General features: G+C 73.6%; 18 protein-coding genes. 7 read left to right on the plus strand and 11 right to left on the minus strand.

What is annotated here, in order from left to right:
* Positions 1–163 precede the first annotated feature (163 nt).
* Complete coding sequence (locus ACQEVB_RS06830) at positions 164–784, minus strand: hypothetical protein (protein WP_432966562.1); 621 nt, start codon at positions 782–784, stop codon at positions 164–166.
* Between the two features lie 161 nt (positions 785–945).
* On the opposite strand from ACQEVB_RS06830, the gene ACQEVB_RS06835 reads away from it, so the two are divergent.
* The gene (locus tag ACQEVB_RS06835; RefSeq protein WP_432966564.1) at positions 946–2,226 is read left to right on the plus strand and encodes an adenylosuccinate synthase; all 1,281 of its coding nucleotides are present in this window, start codon (positions 946–948) and stop codon (positions 2,224–2,226) included.
* A gap of 79 nt (positions 2,227–2,305) precedes the next feature.
* Positions 2,306–2,725 carry a hypothetical protein gene (locus ACQEVB_RS06840; protein WP_432966566.1) on the plus strand — a complete coding sequence of 140 codons (420 nt, stop codon included), beginning with the start codon at positions 2,306–2,308 and terminating at the stop codon, positions 2,723–2,725.
* Here the strand turns inward: ACQEVB_RS06840 and ACQEVB_RS06845 are convergent.
* Both ACQEVB_RS06845 and ACQEVB_RS06850 read right to left on the minus strand, forming a co-directional pair.
* On the minus strand, positions 2,715–3,152 hold the full coding sequence (locus tag ACQEVB_RS06845) for a YdeI/OmpD-associated family protein (RefSeq protein ID WP_432966568.1): 438 nt from the start codon (positions 3,150–3,152) through the stop codon (positions 2,715–2,717). The two genes, ACQEVB_RS06840 and ACQEVB_RS06845, sit on opposite strands and share 11 nt — an antisense overlap.
* A gap of 20 nt (positions 3,153–3,172) precedes the next feature.
* Positions 3,173–4,693 (minus strand): MFS transporter, encoded by a 1,521-nt coding sequence (locus ACQEVB_RS06850; RefSeq protein ID WP_432966570.1) that lies wholly within the window; start codon positions 4,691–4,693, stop codon positions 3,173–3,175.
* Between the two features lie 99 nt (positions 4,694–4,792).
* Here ACQEVB_RS06850 and ACQEVB_RS06855 point away from each other — a divergent pair, with 99 nt between their 5' ends.
* Positions 4,793–5,347: a TetR/AcrR family transcriptional regulator gene (locus tag ACQEVB_RS06855; protein ID WP_432966571.1), complete on the plus strand. Its 555-nt coding sequence runs from the start codon at positions 4,793–4,795 to the stop codon at positions 5,345–5,347.
* A gap of 71 nt (positions 5,348–5,418) precedes the next feature.
* Here the strand turns inward: ACQEVB_RS06855 and ACQEVB_RS06860 are convergent, their stop codons facing one another.
* The 7 genes from ACQEVB_RS06860 to ACQEVB_RS06890 all read right to left on the minus strand — a co-directional run bounded on the left by ACQEVB_RS06860 (position 5,419) and on the right by ACQEVB_RS06890 (position 10,699).
* The gene (locus ACQEVB_RS06860) at positions 5,419–5,712 is read right to left on the minus strand and encodes a hypothetical protein (protein ID WP_432966573.1); all 294 of its coding nucleotides are present in this window, start codon (positions 5,710–5,712) and stop codon (positions 5,419–5,421) included.
* Positions 5,713–5,903: 191 nt separating this feature from the next.
* On the minus strand, positions 5,904–6,440 hold the full coding sequence (locus tag ACQEVB_RS06865) for a DinB family protein (RefSeq protein ID WP_432966575.1): 537 nt from the start codon (positions 6,438–6,440) through the stop codon (positions 5,904–5,906).
* A gap of 5 nt (positions 6,441–6,445) precedes the next feature.
* Positions 6,446–6,769, minus strand: a complete 324-nt coding sequence (locus ACQEVB_RS06870) for a hypothetical protein (protein ID WP_432966577.1) — start codon at positions 6,767–6,769, stop codon at positions 6,446–6,448.
* Between the two features lie 9 nt (positions 6,770–6,778).
* Positions 6,779–8,155 (minus strand): metallopeptidase TldD-related protein, encoded by a 1,377-nt coding sequence (locus ACQEVB_RS06875; RefSeq protein ID WP_432980184.1) that lies wholly within the window; start codon positions 8,153–8,155, stop codon positions 6,779–6,781.
* A gap of 5 nt (positions 8,156–8,160) precedes the next feature.
* Positions 8,161–9,666, minus strand: a complete 1,506-nt coding sequence (locus ACQEVB_RS06880; protein ID WP_432966579.1) for a TldD/PmbA family protein — start codon at positions 9,664–9,666, stop codon at positions 8,161–8,163.
* Between the two features lie 27 nt (positions 9,667–9,693).
* Complete coding sequence (locus ACQEVB_RS06885) at positions 9,694–9,942, minus strand: DUF6802 family protein (protein ID WP_432966581.1); 249 nt, start codon at positions 9,940–9,942, stop codon at positions 9,694–9,696.
* The gene (locus ACQEVB_RS06890) at positions 9,935–10,699 is read right to left on the minus strand and encodes a hypothetical protein (protein WP_432966583.1); all 765 of its coding nucleotides are present in this window, start codon (positions 10,697–10,699) and stop codon (positions 9,935–9,937) included. Before ACQEVB_RS06890 ends, ACQEVB_RS06885 begins: the two co-directional genes overlap by 8 nt.
* 76 nt (positions 10,700–10,775) lie before the next feature.
* Here ACQEVB_RS06890 and trmB point away from each other — a divergent pair, with 76 nt between their 5' ends.
* Both trmB and ACQEVB_RS06900 read left to right on the plus strand, forming a co-directional pair.
* The gene (gene trmB / locus ACQEVB_RS06895; RefSeq protein WP_432980187.1) at positions 10,776–11,483 is read left to right on the plus strand and encodes a tRNA (guanosine(46)-N7)-methyltransferase TrmB; all 708 of its coding nucleotides are present in this window, start codon (positions 10,776–10,778) and stop codon (positions 11,481–11,483) included.
* 363 nt (positions 11,484–11,846) lie between these two features.
* Positions 11,847–13,025 carry a nitric oxide synthase oxygenase gene (locus tag ACQEVB_RS06900; RefSeq protein WP_432966585.1) on the plus strand — a complete coding sequence of 393 codons (1,179 nt, stop codon included), beginning with the start codon at positions 11,847–11,849 and terminating at the stop codon, positions 13,023–13,025.
* On the opposite strand, the gene paaI is transcribed toward ACQEVB_RS06900, so the two are convergent.
* Entirely contained in the window at positions 13,022–13,441 is a 420-nt protein-coding gene (gene paaI / locus ACQEVB_RS06905) for a hydroxyphenylacetyl-CoA thioesterase PaaI (RefSeq protein ID WP_432966587.1), read from the minus strand. The two genes, ACQEVB_RS06900 and paaI, sit on opposite strands and share 4 nt — an antisense overlap.
* Positions 13,442–13,472: 31 nt before the next feature.
* Here paaI and ACQEVB_RS06910 point away from each other — a divergent pair, with 31 nt between their 5' ends.
* Both ACQEVB_RS06910 and ACQEVB_RS06915 read left to right on the plus strand, forming a co-directional pair.
* Positions 13,473–14,087 carry an NYN domain-containing protein gene (locus ACQEVB_RS06910; protein ID WP_432966589.1) on the plus strand — a complete coding sequence of 205 codons (615 nt, stop codon included), beginning with the start codon at positions 13,473–13,475 and terminating at the stop codon, positions 14,085–14,087.
* Positions 14,084–15,391, plus strand: coding sequence for an amidohydrolase family protein (locus ACQEVB_RS06915; RefSeq protein ID WP_432966591.1), 1,308 nt, complete (start codon positions 14,084–14,086; stop codon positions 15,389–15,391). Before ACQEVB_RS06910 ends, ACQEVB_RS06915 begins: the two co-directional genes overlap by 4 nt.
* Positions 15,392–15,508: the final 117 nt, after the last annotated feature.

Genomic DNA, 15,508 nt, shown 5'->3' on the forward strand with positions numbered 1-15,508 from the left:
GCGACGACCTGGGATCCCGTCCGCCGCGCGCAGACCGCACGAACGTGCGCCGGGCGCGTGGGACGCCGTGCCGCAGAGAGGTGGTGCGCCCCGGGGTTGCCCCGGGGTGGAACGCTCGAGGCGTTCCTCGTCTCGTCGGCGCGCCGCTGCATCCCCACGGAACCTACCGGCTCTCCGGGCGCACCAGCAGCAGGTCGGTCGTGTGCCGGAACCACGTCCACCGCGGCACCGGCCGGGGGTGCGCGATCCCGTCGTTGACGACCGTCATGGGTTCCCCGCCGATCTGCACCGCCCGCCCCAGCGCCGATCCGCGCCCGGCCGGGATCTTCGGCGGCAGGGCGCGCAGCTGACCGTCGGGTGGCCGGCGGCCGTGCCCGGCCCGCACCGCGATACCGGCCGGCGTGGGCACGACGACCAGCCGCCGCGCCCGCCCGCGCAGGACGAGGTGTTCGTCGCACCAGCACTCGCCGATCACGTCGGCGATCTCGGCGCGCCCGACGAGGACGCCCCCGGAGTCGTCGCGGACGAGCGGCACGGGCACCGCCGGGCCGCTGACGGCCGGCCCGACCGCAGCCGCGCCGTGCGGCAGCCCCCACGCCTGCGTGGCGGGGGTCGGCCCGGCCGGCACGTACCCGACCTCGATGTCGAGCCGCTCGGTGCGCAGCAGCCGCCGGACGACGGCGGCGAGGTCGGCGTCGTCCCCCGCGACGACGACGCGGCGCGGCGAGCGCTCGCGCAGCACGGGGTCGAGGTCGGTGCGGTCGGGTCGGGTGGGCAGCTCCACGCGGGGCAGGTCTGGGAGCGTGGGGGCACGGCGACTACCGTGGAACGGGAGCCGCCGCGCCTGGGCCGTCCCGGCACAGATCAGCAGGACGACTTCCGAGTCGATCGAGGTCACGAGATCGGCTAACCTCCCCGCGGTTTGCAGTCGACTTGGAGTGTCACATGCCGGCGATCGTGCTGATCGGCGCCCAATGGGGCGACGAGGGCAAGGGCAAGGCCACCGACATCTTGGGTGGTCAGGTGCAGTGGGTGGTGCGCTACCAGGGCGGCAACAACGCCGGCCACACGGTGGTGACGCCCGACGGGCAGGACTTCGCCCTGCACCTCATCCCGTCCGGGATCCTCACGCCGGGTGTGAAGAACGTCATCGGCAACGGTGTGGTGGTGGATCCGGGTGTGCTGCTCGACGAGCTCTCCGGCCTGGAGGCCAAGGGCGTGGACACCAGCAGCCTGCTGATCTCGGCGGACGCGCATTTGATCATGCCGTACCACGTGGCCATCGACAAGGTGACCGAACGCTTCCTCGGCAAGGCCAAGATCGGCACCACCGGTCGCGGCATCGGACCCGCCTACCAGGACAAGGTGGCCCGGGTCGGGGTCCGCGTGGCCGACGTCCTCGACGAGAAGATCCTCCACCAGAAGGTCGAGGCGGCGCTGGCGTTCAAGAACCAGGTGCTGGTCAAGGTCTACAACCGCCGCGCCCTCGACGTGGACGAGGTCGTCGACACGGTGCTGGCCCACGGCCGCCGCTTCGCCGACCGCATCGCCGACACCCGCCTGCTGCTCAACAAGGCCCTCGAGGCGGACGAGACGATCCTGCTGGAGGGGTCGCAGGGCACCCTGCTGGACGTCGACCACGGCACCTACCCCTTCGTGACCAGCTCGAACCCCACCGCCGGCGGCGCCGCGGTCGGGTCCGGCATCGGGCCCAACAAGATCACGCGGGTGATCGGGATCCTCAAGGCCTACACCACCCGCGTCGGCTCCGGCCCGTTCCCGACCGAGCTGCTCGACGAGATGGGCGAGTACCTGCGCAAGCAGGGCGGGGAGGTCGGCGTCACCACGGGCCGGCCGCGCCGCTGCGGCTGGTTCGACGCCGTCATCGGCCGCTACGCCGTGCGCGTCAACGGCATCACCGACTTCTTCCTCACCAAGCTCGACGTGCTCTCCGGCCTGGAGACGGTGCCGGTGTGCGTCGGCTACGAGATCGACGGCCGCCGCGTCGACGACATGCCGATGACGCAGACCGACGTGCACCACGCCGTGCCCGTCTACGAGGAGATGCCGGGCTGGTTCGAGGACATCTCGGCGGTCCGCGACTTCGCGCAGCTGCCGGCGAACGCCCGCGCCTACGTCGAGCGGATCGAGGAGCTCACTGGCGCCCCGGTGAGCGCGATCGGGGTCGGGCCCGGCCGGGACGAGACGATCACCAGGGACGTGTGAGCACCGCCGCTGAGGTTCGCGGGAATCGGTGACCCCACGTAGTCTTCTGATCGCACTGGTCCGTCGGTCGGGAGGCACGATGAGCGACACCTCGCAGTACCTCACGTTGGTGTTCATCTCCGTCGTGCTGACGCTCGCCGTCGGCACCGTGCTGATGCGGGCCGGGGAGCCGTTCCTGCAGGAGGTGTTCCACGACCGGTCGGTCACGCGGTCGCTCAACCTGCTGCTGTTCGTCCTGTTCCTGCTGATCACGCTGGGTGTCCTGGCGATCATCTCGGCGATCCACGTCGACACCGGCAACGAGGTGCAGACGTTCGTCGTGAAGCTCGGCGTGGTGCTGCTGACGCTCGGCATCGCGTACGGCATCTCGATGCTGGTGCTGCTGCGCGTGCGCGCGGCGCGCAAGGCCGACGAGATCCACGAGCACGTCAGCGAGCGGCTGGCCGAGCGCGAGTACGACCGCACGCACCCCGACCAGGGCAGCGCGTCTAGCCGCTGAGATCGGCCACGGCCTTCGCGACGCGGCGCTCCCGCGTCGGCGCCGTCTTCGCGCCCTCGATCCCCTCGACGATCCGGCGCTGGTTGGAGTACGACAGCGCGCCGAACGCCGCCTGCGCGGCCGGTGCGGCGGCCAGCGCCGCGGCGAGGTCGGCGGGCACGGTGACCTCGCGCGGTGCGGTGTCCAGCTCCAGGTCGAGGTCCACCTCGTCGCCCGCGGCGAGCCCGCTCGCGGCGCGGTTGGCCGCGCTCACGCCCAGCCAGAAGCTGCCGCCCATGCGGGCGATCGAGCTGCGCCAGGTGTAGCCCCGCGCGGTGGCCGTGACGGGCGGCCGGCGGCCGCCACCGAGCTCGTCCACGACGGCGTCGGGGATCTGGAACCCGGTGGTGTTGGCTCCGGTGGCCTGCAGCTGGAGTCTGATCCGCATGCCACCGGATCCTGGCACGCTCAGCGCTCGCGCAGGCCGATCGCCACCAGCGTCGCGACGGCGAGCAGCACGACCGCACCCAGCGCCGACGCCGCCGTGGTGCCGCTGACGAACGCCGCGCGGGCGGAGTCGAGCAATGCCGCGCCCGCGCCGGCGGGCATGCCGGCGGCCACGGCGACGGCGCCGCCGAGCGTCTCGTGCGCGGGCCCGGCCGGCACCGCGACGGACGCTGAGTACACCGCCGAGAGCACGCTGCCCAGCACCGCGGTGCCGAGCACGGCGCCGACCTCGTACGCGGTCTCGGAGACCGCGGACGCCGAGCCGGCCCTGGCGGGCGGTGCGGCGGCCAGGATCGCGTCGTTGGTGAGCGTCTCCGAGAGGCCGATCCCGGCGCCGTACAGCACGGAGGCGAGCATCATCAGCCCGACGGAATGGCCGCCGAGCAGCGCCGCGACGGCCAATCCGGTGGCCGCCACGGTGAGCCCGACCGGGACGAGCACCCCGATGCGGAAGCGGCGGGCCAGCGCGCTGGCCGCGATGCCGGCGACAATGGTGATCACGAACCCGGGCAGGAGCACCATGCCGGTGGCCATCGGCGAGAGCCCGACGACGAGCGTCAGGTACTGCGCGGAGAAGAACAGCATGCCGGTGTAGCCGAACATGGTGGTGGCGTTGGCGATGGCCGACAGGCGCAGCACCGGCGAGCGGAAGAGCGTCACGTCGAGGATCGGCTCCTCGCCGGCGGCGAGTCGGGCCCGCGCCCGCGCGACGAAGGCGACCGCCGCGACCGAGCCGACGGCCAGCGCGAGCCCGGCGGTGACGCTCGGACCGTCGTGGGCGACCAGCTTGATCGCCAGCACGGTCGGGGTCATGGCCAGCAGCGACAGGACGACGCCGAGCGCGTCGATGCGGCCGGCCTTCGGGTTGCGCGACTCGCGCACCACCAGCGGCAACGCCACGAGCAGCACCGCGAGCACGGGCACGTTCACCAGGAACACCGAGCCCCACCAGAAGTGCTCCAACAGCACGCCACCGACCAACGGACCGGCCGCGGCACCCGCGGCGAAGCCCGACGCCCAGATGGCGACGGCGAGCCGGCGCTGCGTCGGGTCGACGAACAGGCCGTGCAGCAGGGCCAGCGTGGCCGGCATCAGCATGGCGCCGAAGAACCCGAGCAGGACGCGCGCGGCGAGCAGCTGCGGGCCGGAGATCGCGAACGCGGCCGTGAACGAGACGGCACCGAAACCGGCCGCACCGATCATGAGCAGCCGGCGGCGGCCGATGCGGTCACCGACCGTGCCCATCGTGACGAGCAGGCCGGCCAGCACCAGCGGATAGACGTCGACGATCCACAGCAGCTCGGTCGCGGACGGGCCGAGCGCCGCGCCGATGGCGGGCAGGGCCACCGACAAGACGGTGGTGTCGATGGCGACGAGCAGCGTGGGCAGGACGAGGGCGGCGAGCCCGATCCACGACCGCAGGCCGGCCGACGTGGCCGGCTGGCCGGTGACGGGGCGGAAGGCGGGCAGGGTGGCGGACATGGCGACGTTCCTCGATCGGTGGTGCACGAACTCCTCTACTGTACCGTCCAGACGGTATAGACCTCTGGGTTATTCCCGTCACCGCACTACGCTCGCGACGTGGCTGGTGCTCGGGACCGCGTGCTCGACTCGTACGAGACGCTGCTGATCGAGAAAGGGGTGGGCGCGGTCACCCTCGACGCGGTCGCCGCCGCCGCGCAGGTGTCGAAGGGCGGCCTGCTCTACCACTTCGCGTCCAAGGACGCGCTGGCCGAAGGCCTGCTGGCCCGGCTACGGGCGCGCAGCGACGCCGACGCCCAGGCCATCCGCTCGGCACCGGAAGGCTCCGTGGAGTACTACGTGCGCACGTCGGCGCCCGGCCACGCGTCCCGCGGGCTGGCGCGCACCTACCTGGCCGCCCTGCGCCTCGCCGACGACTCACCGTCGGGGCGCGCCGCCCGGGCGGCACTGGCCGCGGTGGACGCCGACGGCTACGCCGCCCTGTGCGACGACCTCGGCGACCCCGTGCTCGCCCTGCTCGCCCAGCTCATCGGTGACGGCCTCTACCTGCGCACGCTCGCCGGCACGCCCCTCCCGCCGGACCTGCCGGTGGAGCAGCTGCTGGAACGGATGCGCGAGATCGCAGGCCGTGGCCCCGGCTCACGCACACCCTGACGTGCTCACGCACAGGTTCTGCCATGTGCGTGGGCGCACGACGGTGTGCGTGAGCTGCGGGCCCGACCGACCTACGAGGCCTGCGGGTAGCGGATGCGGGCGATCTCCGGCACCGGGATGGGGAGCCGGTGCACCGTGACGTTCCAGTAGCGGGTCTCGGGGTCGACGTCGCGCCACGCGTTCGCCAGCCGGGTGACCGCGTCGGGGTCGGTGCGCCGCTTGGGCCGCGGGCGCATCCAGGAGCGGGCGCGGACCTCGCGGTCCAGCACCCGCCATGCCTCGTCCGCCGTCTGGTGGACGGTCACGACCGGCCCATCGGCGTCGCCGATGAGCAGGGTGTAGGCGCTGACCACCTCGTAGGACACGCGATGCCCCTCTCGTTCCGCCCGGGCAATCCGGGCGCCACCCCAGTCAACGGCATCGCGACGACCGTGGTGCGCATCGCCACGCCGGACTGCGCCGGGTGGCCGACCCGGCCACGCCGAGTGGCCATTTCCTTGCTGAATGCACGAATGTGCCACCTAACGGGTGCCGTTCACCGACGCCGTGTGCCGGATCACTCCCCGGTCACGCCGTCCACGGTCTCCCGGATGAGGTCCGCGTGCCCGTTGTGCCGCGCGTACTCCTCGATCATGTGGCAGAGGATCCAGCGCAGGCTGGGCGGCCGCCCGTCGTGCCACGGCCGCTGTGCGAGGTGGTCCAGGCCACCGGCGGCGAGCGCCTCGGCGGTGGCCGCACGGGACCGCTGCACCGCCTGCTCCCAGAGCGCCATCAGCTCCTCGGGGCTGTCGTCGGCCGCCGAGTGCCACTCCCAGTCCCGGTCGGCCGTCCAGTCGACGCTCGCCCACGGCTCCGGCATCGGCCGGTTCAGCAGGTCGCTCTGGAACCAGTCGTCCTCGACGAGCGCCAGGTGCTTGAGCAGCCCACCGAGCGTCATCGTCGAGGCCCCGACGGTCGCCCGCAGCCCGGCGGCGTCGACGCCGCCGCACTTCCAGGCCAGCGTCGCCCGCTGGTAGTCCAGGAACCCCAGCAACGTCGTGACCTCGTCCGCAGCGTTCTCGGGCAGGGGCCGTCCGTGCTCGTCGATCTCCACGACGCTCACCCTATGTCCCAGACGTAGCCGGTCTCGGGCAGCACGACACCGTCGTCGTGGTGGATGCGCCGGCCGAGGACGCGGCCGCCGCGGCGCTCGTAGAACGAACGGGCCGGAACCTCCGCGACGCACACGTACTCGTCCGGCTCCGGGCGATCGGCCAGCTCGTCGATCATCCGACGCCAGCCGGCGACGGACGACGCGTAGGTGCGGCTCAGCAGCAGCCGCTCGGGCACCTGGCCGGGGTGTCCGGCCCGGAACGAGTCGACGAAGACCCGCGCCATCGGCTCGACGTCACCGGCCTCGGCCGCCCGCACCCGCACGTCCACCCGGGCACGTCACCGCCCCAGCGACACCGACGACATGTTGAACTCCGGCACCCGCACGGGCGGCATGGCCGCGCGCGTGAACCAGTCCTTCCACTCCCGCGGCAGCGTGCGCTCCGTCGCGCCCACCTCGGTGGCGCGGCGCAGGACGTCGAGCGGGGAGTAGTTGAACCGGAAGTTGTGGTCGACCTCGGCGGTCACCTCGCCGTTCTCGACGAGGTAGACGCCGTCGCGGGTGAGCCCGGTGAGCAGCAGCGTGGTCGGGTCGACGAGCCGGATGTACCACAGGCAGGTGAGCAGCAGCCCGCGTTCGGTGCGGGCCACCAGCTCGTCGATCGACGCCCCCGAACCACCCGTGAGCAGCAGGTTGTCGCCTGCCGGTGTGAAGGTGGTGCCGAAGCGAGCCGCCTCGCCGCGGGAGTACATGAGCTCGCCGATCACGCCGCCGTCGACCCAGTCGACGCGGCGGACGGGGCTGCCGTTGTCGAACACCGACACGCCCTCGCCGGACCGCCCGGCCGTGAGGAACGGCTCGGTCTCCATGCCCGCTGCGGCCGGGTCGCTGAACAGCGTCAACGGCAGCTCGGTGAGCCGTTCCCCGACCCGCGGCCCGTTCGGCCCGGCCAGCGCGCTCTGCCCCTCCTGCGCCGACCGGCCACCCATCGACCACGCCAGGTAGATCATCAGGTCGGCCACGGCGGACGGCGGCAGCAGCGTCTCGTAGCGGCCGGGCGGCAGCTGCACGCGGCGCGCGCCCCACTCGAGCCGGCGCGCGGCCTCCGCGGCCAGCGCGGTGACGTCGACGTCGGTGAAGTCGGCCGTCGACGCTCCCGTCCACGCCGACGACGCCATGTCGGCGGTCTTCACGTTCAGCTCCACCGATCCGGTCGGCTGCACCCAGCGTCGGCGCACGCCGGTCGACGTGCCCAGCCACACCGTCATGAGCTCGTGCGACGCGAAGCCGTAGTGCCGGTGCTGCCCGGCGAACGCGTCCGGCAGCCCGGCCGCGAGCTTCTCGAACACACCGATCGTGGTGGCGGCGCCGGGCTGCTCCCACGTCGGGTCCTCCGCACCGGCCTCCACGAGCGGCATCGCGTCCTCGGCGGGACCGGCGCCGCGCGCGGCCAGCTCGGCGGCCGCGACCAGGTCGTGCAGCTGCACCACGTCGGTGACGGCCGCGCTCGAGCTGACCGTGCCGGCCGCCGTGCCGCCGTCCACGTCCACCATCGCCACGACCGTGACGCTCGCGGAGGTGGCCAGGCCGTTCGTCGTCATCGTGGAGTTGGCCCAGCGCAGGTTCACCTCGCTGGACTCGCGCACCAGCACCACGCACCCGGCCAGCCCGGTCGCGGCGGCCAGGGTGCGCTCGACGACCTCCTGCGGCCGCATAACACTCACTGGCCCTCCTCCTGCGTGTTCAGCACGTTGATCCCGCGGAACCGCGCGGACGGGCAGCCGTGGCCCACCGGGGCGACCTGCCCCGGCTGCGCCTTGCCGCAGTTCATCGCGCCCCCGAGCCGCCACGTCGACGGCCCGCCGACGGCGTCCATCGCGCCCCAGAAGTCGGTGGTGGTGGCCTGGTAGGCGACGTCGCGCAGCTGGCCGGCCAGCTTCCCGTTCTCGATCTTGTAGAAGCGCTGGCCGGTGAACTGGAAGTTGTAGCGCTGCATGTCGATCGACCACGACTTGTCGCCCACCACGTAGATGCCGTGCTCGACACCGGCGATCAGGTCGTCGGTGCTGGTGTCGCGCTCGGGGTCGGGCTGCAGCGACACGTTCGCCATGCGCTGGATCGGCACGTGGTGCGGTGAGTCGGCGAACGCGCAGCCGTTGGAGCGCTCCAGCCCCAGCCGCGGCGCGAAAGTGCGGTCGAGCTGGTAGCCGACGAGCACGCCGTCCTTGACGAGGTCCCACTGCGTGGTCGCGACGCCGTCGTCGTCGAAGCCGATGGTGGCGAGGCCGTGCTCGATGGTGCGATCCCCCGTGACGTGCATGAACGGCGCCCCGTACTGCAGGGTGCCGAGCTTGTCGGGGGTGGCGAAGCTGGTGCCGGCGTACGCGGCCTCGTAGCCGATCGCGCGGTCGTACTCGGTGGCGTGCCCGATCGACTCGTGGATGGTGAGCCACAGGTTGGACGGGTCGATGACCAGGTCCGTCGGGCCGGCGACGACGCTCGGCGCCTTCGTCTTCTCCCGCAGCAGCTCCGGCAGCTGGGCCAGCTCACCGGCCCAGTCCCAGCCCGAGCCGGTCAGGTACTCCCATCCGCGCCCGACGGGCGGTGCGAGTGTGCGCATCGTCTCGAAACCGCCAGCCGCCCGGTCCACGGCCGTCGCGTTCAGGACGGGGGCGATCCGCACCCGCTGCTGCGTGGTCGAGGTGCCGGCCAGGTCGGCGTAGAACTTGTTCTCCTTCACCTGGCCGAGGTCGGCGCTGACGTGGTCGACGCCGTCCGTGGCGAGCAGCTGCTGCGACCACTCGGCCAGCAGCGCGACCTTGTCCCGCGCCGGGATCGTGAACGGGTCGATGTCGTACGCCGACACCCACGTGGCGCCCGCGTGCACCGGCTCGCCGGCCCGCTCCACGCGCTCGACGGCCACCGGCGCGAGCGTGCGCGCCACCGCAACGGCCTGCTCCGCTACCGCCCTCGCCCGTTCGGGGGTCAGCTCGACGTGTGACGCGAACCCCCACACCCCGTCGACGATCACCCGCACCGCGAGGCCGATCGTCACCGAGTCGGAGACACCGGTGACGGCACCGTCGCGCAGGTTGATCGACTGCCCGACCAGGCGTTCCACGCGCAGGTCGGCGTGCTGGGCACCGAGCTGCCGGGCCCGTTCCAGGGCCGCATCGGCCAGCGCGGAGAGCGGGAGCGCCGAGAACTCGGCGTCGATGTCGTGCATGCCATCAACCTAGTGGGGGACAGCTGATCAGCCAGGCGTTTCCGGGGCGGTGTCGGCGATCGGTTCCACCCTGTGGACGGCACCGTCCCCGCCCAGACGGAGCACCTGGTCGGCGATCCCGTCGCCGTCGAGGTCGGTGGCGACGAGCAGGTCGGCGCCGTCGTCGACGACGGTGGTGTCGGGCACGCCGTCGTCGTCGGTGTCGATGCCGGCGGTCACGTCGAGCTCGTCGGGGACGTCCCATGGGCCGCGGGGATCGGGTCGCAGCTCAGGCACCGGCCACCGCCGGGGAGAGCTCGCGCAGCTCGGCCTCCACGACGACCCGGCGACGCTGCACGGCGTCGTCGAGCTCGGCGCCCGCCGCGCGCTCCAGCTCCAGCAGCCGGCGCGCGACGTCGGCGTCGAGCTGCGCCCGCGCAGCCGCGAGTGCCTCGTCTGCGGCCCGCTGCAGCACCGCCCGCTCGACGTGGGCCCGACGGTGCCGCACCGCGACGACGAGCCCGGCGACCGTGACCCCGATCGCCAGCGGCGCCAGCGCCGGACCGCCCAGGACGGGCAGGCCGAGGAGTGGCAGCGCCGCGACCGGCACCAGGGCCGTGCGCCAGAGCGTGATGCCCTCCAGCGCGCCGGCCAGCAGCGGCGTGCGCGGCCGCGCGAACACGTCCTCGACCGCTGGTGTCCGCGACGGCGGCAGCTCCGGCCAGCCGTCGGGGAGGACGAGCCGGCGGACGCCGGCGATGCGGCGCACAGCGGGGACGAGCGCGCCGCTCAGCTCGTCGTCGACGGCGTCGCTGATCGCGGCGACCGCGGTCGCGACATCGGCCGGCACCCGGGTCCGGTCGCCGCCGGCGACCCGCTCGCGGACCTCCCGCGCGAGCTGGCGCAGTGCCGTCGCGACGAGGTCCGCGACGGCCAGTCGGGCCAGCGCCAGCTCGCTGCGCAGCTCGACGCGGTGGGAGCCGCTGAGCGCGGCCCGTTCGGCGCGCAGCTCGGCGCGCCGGGCTCGCACGGCGTCGGCGTACCGATCGGTCACGCTCGGCAGCGTGGCACGCAGCCCACCCCGCGCGGGCCCGAACGGCGAAACCGACGTGCTGTGGGAGGCTCCGGACGTGTCCGGCCCCGCCACTCCGCACCGCGAGATCACCAGCTTCGTCCACCACCGGGCCCGGCTCACCGAGGGGCAGCAGCACGCGTGGGACCGCTGGTGGCCGCGGTACGGCCACGAGATCCCCGCGCTGCTCGACGGGTCGCAGCCCTACGACCCGCCGGCGTGGTTCGGCCGCACCGCGCCGCTCATCCTGGAGATCGGCTCCGGCATGGGTGAGGCGAGCGCGGCACTGGCCGCCGCCGAGCCGGACATCGACCACCTGGCCGCCGAGGTGTTCGAGCCGGGGCTCGGGCAGCTGCTCATGCGCATCGCGGCTGCCGACCTGACGAACATCGCCCTGCTGCGCGGCGACGCCGTCGCGCTGCTGCGTGCCCGCGTGCCGGAGGGTTCGCTGGCCGGGCTGCGGATCTGGTTCCCCGATCCGTGGCCGAAGCGGCGCCACCGCAAGCGGCGGCTCGTCCAGCCCGAGTTCGTCGCGCTCGCCACCTCGCGGCTCGCACCCGGCGCCACGCTGCACCTGGCAACGGACTGGCTCGACTACGCCGAACAGATGCGCGAGGTGTGCGAAGCGGCCGAAGGGCTGGTCAACACCGCAGGTCCGGGGCAGTGGACGCCGCGGCCGGGGTGGCGACCCGTCACCAAGTTCGAGGAGCGCGCCCGTCGGGAAGGGCGCGAGATCCACGACCTCGTCTACCGCCGCGAGGTCTGACGCTCGCCGCAGCCAGACGTCGCTCCGGCGCATCGCACATCCGGCCCGACGGCTCGTCCACGCGTCCGAACGGCCGTCGCGTTGCTCCACTCGGCTGGCGTCGAGAGCACGCACCGACAGGCGCGCTACCTGCGACGTCACGGTGAGTACCGCCCATGAGCGGGCGAACGGCATCCCGACGGGTGCGTCACGGTTGCGCAACGCAGCGGATGGCGTCGCTCCACAGTGGCCGTGTAGGAACGACGACGGCCCCTGATGGGTAACGAGCGGACCCCCGTGGAGGTGACGAGTGACCAGGACGACCCCAGCGTCCACCGATCAGGTCACTCGCGCAGCGCGGGGCCGCGTGGTGGAAGGAACTGCGTGACGTCGACCATCGCCCAGTCGACCGAGCTCCCCGTCCAGCGCTGCCCCGTCGACCACGCGACCACCGGCGCCGGCCCGGCGGCGGCTCGGCCCGTCGACCGCGAGGAGGCGCTGGACTTCCTCGAGCAGTTCTATTCGGAGTCCGGCGCCGAGACGCCGTTCGAGCAGCGGCTGCGCGAGGTCGACCTCGAGATCGACGAGACCGGCTGCTACACGCACACGCTCGACGAGCTGACGTTCGGCGCGCGCGTCGCGTGGCGCAACGCGGCCCGCTGCATCGGCCGGCTGTACTGGAAGAGCCTGCACGTCCGCGACCTGCGGCACGTCTCGGCGCCCGTCGACGTCGCCGAGGGCTGCATCGATCACCTGCGGGAAGCCACCCGTGGCGGGCGCATCCGCTCCACCATCACGGTGTTCGCGCCGGACCGTCCCGGGCGTCCCGGCCCGCGCATCCACAACGACCAGCTGATCCGGTACGCGGGCCACCGCACGGAGACCGGCGAGGTGCGCGGCGACGGCCGCTACGCCGACTTCACCGACCAGGTCGTCGCCCTCGGCTGGGAGCGCCCGTCCCCCGCAGGCCGGTTCGACGTGCTGCCGCTGCTGATCTCGTCCGGGCACGGCAAGCCGGAGATGTTCCGCATCCCGTCCGACGCGGTGCTGGAGGTGCCGCTCTCCCATCCCGACCACCCGTGGTTCGCCGAGCTGCGGCTGCGCTGGCACGCCGTGCCGGCGATCGCGAACATGCCACTCGTCGTCGGCGGGGTCACCTACCCGGCGGCCCCGTTCAACGGGTGGTACCTGGGCACCGAGATCGGCGCCCGCAACCTCACCGACGTCGACCGCTACGACCTCCTGCCCGTCGTCGCCCAGCGGCTCGGCCTCGACACCAGCTCCGAACGCACGCTCTGGCGCGACCGCGCGCTGGTGGAGATGGTGCGTGCCGTGCAGCACTCGTTCGACGAGGCCGGCGTCACGATGGCCGACCACCACTCCGAGTCGCGGCGGTTCCTTACGCACGTCGCCAAGGAGGAGAAGGCCGGCCGGCGCTGCCCCGCCGACTGGAGCTGGATCGTGCCCCCCGTATCGGGCGGGCTCACGCCGGTCTACCACCGGTACTACGACGAGCCGGACCCCACGCAGCGGCCCGCGTTCCTGCAGCCGGGCGAGGCCTAAGCGCCCGGGGCGGGCATGCCCGGCACCTGGCGGGCGCGGCCGCGGAACTCCGCGACGACCTCCCCGTCAGCGCGCACGGTGACGTCGTAGAGACCGCTGCGCCCGACGAGCGCCCGCTCCACCGCCTCCGCCACCAGCTCGACGCCTGCCGAGACGGGCCGCAGGAACGTGATGTCGCCGCCCGCGGCCACCGCCGGCACGCCGTGGCTGTTGCACGCGAACGCGAACGCCGTGTCGGCGAGCAGGAACAGGTAGCCGCCGTGGCAGATGCCGTGGCCGTTCAGGTGCCGCGGCTCGACGACCAGCGCCGCGCGGGCGGTGCCGGTCCCGACCTCCAGCACGCGCACCCCGGCGCCCCGCGACGCGGCGTCGGCGGTCTCCATGGCCGCGGTCGCGGGAGCGGGTTCGTCGATCATCGGTGAGACGGTAGTCCAGTAGGGTCGTTCCATGCTCCCGACCGGTCCTCAGCCGCGCGTCCTGCTGGTCTGGGACGCGCCCAACATGGACATGAGCCTCGGCTCGCTGCTGGGGGCGCGCCCGACGTCGGCGTACCGGCCGCGGTTCGACGCCGTGGGCCGCTGGCTGCTGGACCTCGCCGGGGAGGACGCCGTCGCCGAGGCGACCGTCTTCACCAACGTGGTGCCGGGCAGCACCGAGGTCGTGCGGCCGTGGGTCGAGGCCCTGCGCAACGTCGGGTTCGCGGTCTTCGCCAAGCCGAAGACCACCGAGGACTCCGACGTCGACGACGACATGCTGCGCCACATCGAGCTGCGCGCCGGCGAAGGCGCGCTGCGCCACGTCGTCGTGGCGTCCGGCGACGGCCGCGCGTTCCGCGAGCCCCTGGAAGCGCTGCACGGCAAGGGCATCGGGATCACCGTCATCGGGTTCCGCGAGTACGCCACGTTCGCGCTGAACTCGGAGCTCATCGACTTCGTCGACCTCGAGGACATCGACGGCGTCTTCCGCGAGCCGCTGCCGCGGATCACCCTCGACTCGCTGCCCGAGGGCGGCGCCTGGCTGCCGCCGTTCCGGTCGCTGCGCTCCCTGCTCGACCGGCGATGAGGCTCACCGCACCGATCGTCCTGCCCTGCTCGGACGCGGGCACGGTGCTGCGCGACGCCGCTGTCGACGTCGACGCGGAGGGCCGGATCACCCGCGTCGGGCCGCTGGCCGGCGCCCCACCCGTCGACGGGCCGACCGTCGCGCTGCCGGGCCTGCTCATGCCGGGCCTGGTCAACACGCACGCGCACACCCCGATGACGCTGCTGCGCGGGCTCGGCGGCGACCTGCCGCTCATGAGCTGGCTGCAGGACGTGATGTGGCCGGCCGAGGGCCGGCTCGACGCCGCCGCCGTCCACGCGGGGATGACCTCCGGCTGCGTCGAGATGCTGCGCGGCGGCATCACCACCAGCGTGGAGATGTACTTCTTCGTCGACGCCGTGCTCGACGCGGTGCTCCAGGTCGGCTCCCGGGTCGTGCTGACCCCCGGCATCATCGCCGCCCCCGGCTGGGACCGGCTCGGCACCTGGGAGCAGATGCGCGACGACGTGTCGGCGCGGATCGACGAGCACGGCCTGCGGTTCGGGCCGGGCGACCGCATCGAGCTCGGCTACGGCCCCCACGCGGCGTACACGCTGCCCGTCGAGGCGCTCCGGTCGGTGGCCGAGCACGCGCAGGCGCGCGACGCGCTGGTGCACATCCACGTCGCCGAGTCCGCGCAGGAGGACCTCGCGCAGCGGGCGGCGCACGGCTCGGTGCCGGCGCTCCTCGACGAGGTCGGACTGCTCGACGGGCGGCTGCTGGCCGCGCACGCCGTCCAGCTCTCCGATGACGACGTCGCGCTGCTGGGTGCGCGTGGCGCGGCCGTCGCGCACTGCCCCGGCTCCAACGCCAAGCTTGCCGCCGGCATCGCCCGCACCATCGCCCTGCGCCGCGCCGGCGTGCGGGTGGGGCTGGGCACCGACGGCCCGGCGTCCGGCGACGACCTCGACCTGTGGGCGGAGGCCCGCCTGGCCGGGCTGCTCGCGCGGGTGGGCGCGGGCGACGCCGCCGCGCTGACGGCCGCCGAGCTGCTGCTGATGGCGACCCGCGACGGCGCGGCGGCCGTCGGGCGCTCGGACATCGGGGTGCTGGAGGCGGGCCGCTGGGCCGACCTCGTGCACGTCGACCTCACCGACTCGGCGTTCGTCGACCCGGACGACGACGCGCAGCTGCTGTCCAACCTCGTGTGGGCCGGCGGGTCCCGGCTGGTGCGCGACGTGTGGGTGGCCGGCGAGCAGGTGATCGCCGACCGCGAACCGACCCGCGTGGACCGCGCGGAGACGACGGCGACGATGCGCGCGGCGGCGGCCCGGCTGCACGCCTGACGACGCCCGGCGTACATGCGGAAGGCCGGCGCCCGGGTGGTGAGGTGTCCACCACGGGCGCCGGCCCTCGTCCTACCCGTGCCGCAACCCGCTCCCCAGCGGTCGTGGCACGGGGTC

This window comes from Pseudonocardia sp. CA-107938 (assembly GCF_050936315.1).
In the GTDB taxonomy this organism is placed as follows: domain Bacteria; phylum Actinomycetota; class Actinomycetes; order Mycobacteriales; family Pseudonocardiaceae; genus Pseudonocardia.

Bases quoted from the DNA above. Each gene is read 5' to 3' on its own strand.
- ACQEVB_RS06880 (WP_432966579.1), bottom strand. From the start codon at position 9,666: ATGCACGACATCGACGCCGAGTTCTCGGCGCTCCCGCTCTCCGCGCTG.
- ACQEVB_RS06835 (WP_432966564.1), top strand. From the start codon at position 946: ATGCCGGCGATCGTGCTGATCGGCGCCCAATGGGGCGACGAGGGCAAG.
- ACQEVB_RS06845 (WP_432966568.1), bottom strand. From the start codon at position 3,152: ATGCGGATCAGACTCCAGCTGCAGGCCACCGGAGCCAACACCACCGGG.
- ACQEVB_RS06915 (WP_432966591.1), top strand. From the start codon at position 14,084: ATGAGGCTCACCGCACCGATCGTCCTGCCCTGCTCGGACGCGGGCACG.
- ACQEVB_RS06850 (WP_432966570.1), bottom strand. From the start codon at position 4,693: ATGTCCGCCACCCTGCCCGCCTTCCGCCCCGTCACCGGCCAGCCGGCC.
- ACQEVB_RS06840 (WP_432966566.1), top strand. From the start codon at position 2,306: ATGAGCGACACCTCGCAGTACCTCACGTTGGTGTTCATCTCCGTCGTG.
- ACQEVB_RS06910 (WP_432966589.1), top strand. From the start codon at position 13,473: ATGCTCCCGACCGGTCCTCAGCCGCGCGTCCTGCTGGTCTGGGACGCG.
- ACQEVB_RS06875 (WP_432980184.1), bottom strand. From the start codon at position 8,155: ATGCGGCCGCAGGAGGTCGTCGAGCGCACCCTGGCCGCCGCGACCGGG.
- paaI (WP_432966587.1), bottom strand. From the start codon at position 13,441: ATGATCGACGAACCCGCTCCCGCGACCGCGGCCATGGAGACCGCCGAC.